This window comes from Pseudomonas frederiksbergensis, assembly GCF_000802155.2.
Lineage (GTDB): Bacteria > Pseudomonadota > Gammaproteobacteria > Pseudomonadales > Pseudomonadaceae > Aquipseudomonas > Aquipseudomonas frederiksbergensis_A.
In genome coordinates this window covers 1-4,870 of record NZ_JQGJ02000045.1, presented here as the reverse complement: position 1 = coordinate 4,870, position 4,870 = coordinate 1, and the positions used below count along the sequence as shown (strand labels likewise).

Below are 4,870 nucleotides of genomic sequence, written 5' to 3'. Positions count from 1 at the left end.
GTGCTGGAAATGAGCGCGGCGACAGACCGGTTGCAGCAGGCCGTCGATCAGCTGGACAGCCTCTCCAGCGACGCGCAGGCGAGCCAGGTCGAACCCGCCGACGTGCAAGCGCAACTGGCGTTGCTCAGGCAAGACCTCGAACAGCTCAAGACCTCCGTCCTGCTGCTCAGCGCGCCCCAAGGCATCGCGCTGACCAGCGGCAAGCACTTGCAACTTGCCGCGCAACACAACCTGATGCTCAACGCCGGCGGCCAGGCCGACCTCAGCGTGGTCAAGCGCCTGTTCATCGGCGTGGGCCAGGGGATGAGCCTGTTCGTGCGCAAGCTGGGCCTCAAGCTGATCGCAAACCAGGGGCCGGTGATGGTGCAGGCGCAGAACGACCGGTTGGAACTGATGGCCCGTCACGGGCTGGACATCAGCAGCACCGAGGACGAAATCCGCATCGTCGCGAAAAAGAAAATCACCCTCAACGCAGGCGGCAGCTACATCACGCTGGATGAGGGCCTCATCGAGTCGGGGACGCGGGGGGATTTTGTCGTGAAGTCGGCGAATTTCGAATATGTGCAAGGCGCTGCCAGCATGAAGGCCGCACACCCGGACTACCCGCAGCGCTTGTTCAAACAAGCGCTGCGCCTGCGCCTACCGCAAACGCCCAACGCATCGGGTCAAGGCTGGGCGGGCATGCCTTACACACTTTCGGCCGATGGCGTGCCGGTCCAGCAAGGCGTACTCGATGGCAGTGGGCAACTCACGATCGATCATCAAGTCGTCACCCGTGGCTTCCAACTGACGTTGGTCAACGGTGTGAGCTACCAATTGCCGGTGCCCACCGAGTACCGCAACGCCGAGCAGGCGCACTTGGCCAATCGTGGTCTGCATAACCACCCCGTACAGACCAACGCCGAAGTGAATACACCCTCTGCGCACACGGACCACCGCGCGCTGTATGCCATCCAAATGGATGGCCCCAACCCTAACAAGGAAGAGACAGAGCAATGATGCAACCCGACATCGTGGTACCCATTTGCTTAAAGTACACCAACGAAGCCGTTTGCACCCCACCGTGGTACGTCCACAACACTGAATACCATCCGGTGATCGCCAGTTATCAAGCGCTGATCAATGGCGAGGAAACCTTCACCGCCGTGCACCAGGCCATTGCCCAGGCCCAAAAGAGCATCGACATCATCTGCTGGGGCTTCCAGCCGTCGATGTATTTCATCCGCGACGGCAAGGCGCCGAGCATTGGCGAACTGCTCATGGCCAAGGCGCGGGAAGGCGTCGAGGTGCGGTTGCTGGGCTGGGAAATGCCGTTCAATACCGCCGGGTTCGCCGGTGAGGCCAATTTGCCCGGCAAAGGCTCGATCCGCCTCATGGACCGGGTGATGCAACGCGCCACCGAAGAACAATACGCCTTCGATCGCCAGTGGTTTGCGGCTTGCGCGGTCGCCGACCACGAGGCCGCGCAACGTGCCGCCAGCGGAGGACTGCCGGTGTTTGTCAGTCGCGGCTTCAACCTGGATGAACGGGGCGAGATCGCCCACTGGGTGAAATACGCGAGCCTCGACAGCGAAATCAGTACCAAGATGCGCCAAACGCTGAGGTGGACGGCCACCCATCACCAGAAAAGCGTGCTGGTCGACTATGAGTTACCGGACTGCGCGGTCGGTTTCATCATGGGCCACAACATGCTCGACGAGTACTGGGACACGGACAACCATTCGGCACTGAACCGAAGCCAGGACAGCAAACCCGCCCCCAACCGTGGCCCGCGCGGCGATACGCCGCGCCAGGACATTTCCTGCCAGCTCAGTGGGCCGATCCTGGAACACCTGCACCACAACTTCGCCGCTGCCTGGCGCAAGGAAACCGGCGAAGACCTGCTCGCCTCGCGCCAATCCATGAAGGTCGGGCCGCAACTGCGCACCCACGGCATGCCGCAAATGGCACAGATCCTGCGCACCCAACCCCAGGCGGGCAAACGCGACATCGAGCGGCTCTACATGCAAGCCGTCAACAACGCGACCCAGTTCATCTACATAGAAAATCAATACTTCCGCTGGCCACCGCTGGCCGAATTCATCAAATCGGTCGCCGCCACCCAGACCCAGGGCGGGCGCGATCCCGGCCTGCACGGTGCACTGCATCTGTTCGTAATCACCAACGCCACCGACGATGGCATCGGCGCCGGCACCGTGAACACCCAACGCATGCTCGAAAGCCTCGGGCGCGCCAACACCATCCCAGGCGTTACCAAACTGCGGCGCGTTCAAAAAATGCAACAGAAAGCCCCGCCCAGGCCCCGCCCGGAACCGCGCGACCGGGAGGGCCAAAGGGAGCTGGCCCAATGGCAGGCCGAGCTTGACCGGCAGACACAAGAGATCATGGACAGCACCGTCCTGCCGGAGGAAATACCTGGCCTGAAGGTTCACATCTGCTCGCTGGTCGCCCCCGATTCGCCGGCGGGCAAACCCTGGATGCCGGTGTACATCCACTCCAAGCTGATGATCATCAACGACGTGTTCACTACTCACGGTTCGGCCAACATCAACACTCGGAGCATGCAGGTGGACAGTGAACTGAACATTGCCCATGAGTGGATGAGCGTGACCCAGGCGTTGCGGCGGCGATTGTGGGATCTGCATACGGGTGAGAGGGGGGCGCAGGATGATCCGGAGGAAGCATTTAGGGCTTGGGAGGAGATTATTGAGGACAACAAACGTCTCCAAAAAAACAAGGAAAAGCCCGACGCTTCGCTCGTCGAATTCCATTACGACAAAGCCATCCTGAAGGACCTCGACTGATGCGTCGAATCCTCCTGCTGTCTTGCCTGCTGCTGGCCGCTTGCGGCAACAGTGGCGCTTTTAATTTCCCCAAGAAGGACCCTTCCGTGAAGCCTTTAACCGAGATCGAAGCCAAGCTGGCCTTCACCTGCAAACACGAAACGATCCCAGCCCCCTCCGCCGAGAGCGATGTGCTGTTTCAGTACGCGCGCTGGTTGCAAAAGAACAACCAGCTCAAGCAGGACAAGACCGTCGATACCGAAATTGAACGGTTATATCGAATCGCCGCTGAGCATGGTCATTACAAGGCCAACATCAACCTGCAGAACGGCGCCATGCGAGGTCGTTTCAAGCTGAGTGGCGCCCAGCACTTGCGCATGAGCCAAATCTTGATCGATGCGGGTGTCGCGACGGGTTACTACTTCATCGGAATCTTCCTCCAACAGGGTTCAGCGGGTCTGCATCAAGACACTGACATGTCTTTACGTTACTTCCGTAAAGCAGCCGATGAGGGCAACGCCCAGGCCCAATACCTCGTAGGGGAAAAACTCGAGGCCATCGATGTTGCGCCGGAAATAGCGATACAAATGTATCGTTGCGCCACCGAGCAAGGTCATGGTGAGGCGGCTGTTACGCTGGGCATTTATCTTAAACACAAGGGTTTGTATCAACAGGCCATAGAGGCATTCCAATTAGGAGTGGTTGCTGGCGATGAAGCCTCGTCCGGTTGGCTGGAAGAGGCATTTCGAGCTCATCCCATTACCGACAAATTATATTATCTCGGCCAACAAGAGGACCTCGGACGCGCCGAGCGCTACAAAACGATCTGGCGAATCCTGGCGAGGTATTCCTACGCCAATCCCACCGTCCCCGAAATCAACGAAATCCTCCCGTTACCACCCGCCGAACTGCCTGAATGGGACGGCAAACTCCAATGGCTCGAAGCCCGCCTGGCCAACGTCCCACCGCAGAAACCCAGCGAGGCACTGATCCGCGAGCTGGCCGAGGCCAAAGGTCTCGAACCCGCCACCGGCAGGCCCACGCCCCGCTCACCTGCGTTCATCACGATCCCCCAACCCGCACCGACCTGCCACAGCGGCCAGGCCTGCCCGCATACCGGTTATTGGATCGCCGGCGCGTACGACGTCATCCGCCGCTTCGAACAGGGCGAGATCCTGCCAACGCTAAACGTACGCAAATGGGAGAGCCGTTTCCTGCTCCCGGATCGGGAGACAGTTGGCCCGGAAAAGGTTGAGTGGATGTTCCATGGATGATCTTCGGTTTCTGCGTGATTGGCATGCGATATGGAAAGCCATGCACTGGCCGTGCTGTGTGGAGCTTCATTACACCAAAGCCACGTTACTCAAGGACTTCAAATGATGCGCTGGATTCTTCTACTGGCCTGCCTGCCGCTGGCCGCTTGCGGCACCGGTGACGCTTTTAATTTTCCCAAGAAGGCCCCTTCCGTGAAGGCTTTAACCGAGATCGAGGCCAAGCTGGCCTTCACCTGCCAACACGAAACGATCCCCGCGCCGTCCGCTGAAAGTGACGTGCTGTTTCAATACGCCCGTTGGTTGCAAAAGAACAACCAGCTCAAGCAGGACAAAACCGTTGATGCCGAGATTGAACGGCTGTATCGCATCGCCGCCGAGAACGGCCATTTCAAAGCCAATATCAATCTGCAGAACGGAGCAATGCGCGGTCGTTTCGAGCTCAGGGGCGCCCAGCATTTGCGTATGAGCCAACAATTAATCGATGCAGGCGTGGCGACGGGTTACTACTTCATAGGGATTTTCCTGCAACAGGGCTCGGCGGGGTTGCGACAGGACGCCGACATGTCGTTGCGTTACTTCCGTAAGGCGGCCGATGAGGGCAACGCCCAAGCCCAGTATCTTGTTGGCGATAGGCTGGCACCCAGCGACGTTGCGCCGGACGTTGCCCGCCAGATGCGTCGTTGCGCTGCTGAGCAAGGTAATGGCGAAGCAGCCGTGGCTTTAGGCATCAACCTTAAAAACAAGGGTCTGTATCAACAGGCCATAGAGGCATTCCAATTAGGAATGGTTGCTGGTGATGAAGCCTCGGCCGGT

4 protein-coding genes are annotated in these 4,870 nt (G+C 59.3%); all 4 read left to right on the top strand.

The features are described from left to right. Positions 1–999 (top strand): DUF2345 domain-containing protein (locus JZ00_RS29460; protein WP_039594703.1); only part of this gene is annotated, 999 nt, incomplete at its 5' end. After that, entirely contained in the window at positions 996–2,804 is a 1,809-nt protein-coding gene (locus tag JZ00_RS29455) for a phospholipase D-like domain-containing protein (protein ID WP_039594702.1), read from the top strand. The genes JZ00_RS29460 and JZ00_RS29455, both read left to right, overlap by 4 nt. Continuing rightward, on the top strand, positions 2,804–4,057 hold the full coding sequence (locus JZ00_RS29450; protein ID WP_039594701.1) for an SEL1-like repeat protein: 1,254 nt from the start codon (positions 2,804–2,806) through the stop codon (positions 4,055–4,057). The genes JZ00_RS29455 and JZ00_RS29450 overlap by 1 nt, the downstream gene beginning before the upstream one ends. A 105-nt stretch (positions 4,058–4,162) precedes the next feature. After that, positions 4,163–4,870: tetratricopeptide repeat protein (locus tag JZ00_RS29445; RefSeq protein WP_039594704.1), on the top strand; the 708-nt coding region annotated here is incomplete at its 3' end.

Excerpts from the sequence above, each read along its gene's own strand:
- JZ00_RS29455 (WP_039594702.1), top strand. The coding sequence starts at position 996 with ATGATGCAACCCGACATCGTGGTACCCATTTGCTTAAAGTACACCAAC.
- JZ00_RS29450 (WP_039594701.1), top strand. The coding sequence starts at position 2,804 with ATGCGTCGAATCCTCCTGCTGTCTTGCCTGCTGCTGGCCGCTTGCGGC.